This window comes from Aeromonas sp. EERV15 (genome assembly GCF_900079845.1).
Classification (GTDB): Bacteria; Pseudomonadota; Gammaproteobacteria; order Enterobacterales; family Aeromonadaceae; genus Aeromonas; species Aeromonas sobria.
On record NZ_FKKY02000073.1, the window covers coordinates 1 to 538 of the forward strand.

Below are 538 nucleotides of genomic sequence, written 5' to 3' on the forward strand. Positions count from 1 at the left end.
CGGGGCGATGACGGAGGGCGAGAAGCGTGCGGTGTCCAAAGCGCTGCGCGTGGCCGTCGATAGCCGCCCTTTAGCGGGAGCCGCCCGGGTCGACGCACGCGAGCGGGTTGTTCAGCACGTAGCTGTACGGGTTCCAGCTCTGCCCGAAGAACGGGAGGGAGATGATCGGGTCCGTCGTCAAGAACGGCCCGATCCTTGGATCGTAGATCCTGCCCTTCATGTTCACGAGCCCGAGCTCGTCGTCGCTCTCGTGCCCGGTGAACCCCTGCGTCGTCTCGCTCGGGAACGACGCCGGCGGGCGCTCTCCCCAGACGGGGTTCCTGCGCTGCCCGAACGGGTCGTAGCTCCGTCGTTCGATCACGTCCCCGTCCTCGTCGGTGAGCGCATCGATCGAGCCGAGGTGATCGACATGCACATAACGGGTGCCGTCGTCCGAGCCTCCCCGCGTCACGATCGCCACCACGCGCTCCGGCGAGTGGACGTGGTACCGATGCTCCACGGTGCCCGACGCCGCCTCGGTCACCCGCTCGTACAGATC

At 67.7% G+C, this 538-nt stretch carries 1 protein-coding gene; it reads right to left on the bottom strand.

What is annotated here, in order from left to right; translation table 11 throughout:
- Positions 1-70: 70 nt before the first annotated feature.
- Positions 71-538 (bottom strand): RHS repeat domain-containing protein (locus tag BN4575_RS20460; protein WP_305088093.1); only part of this gene is annotated, 468 nt, incomplete at its 5' end.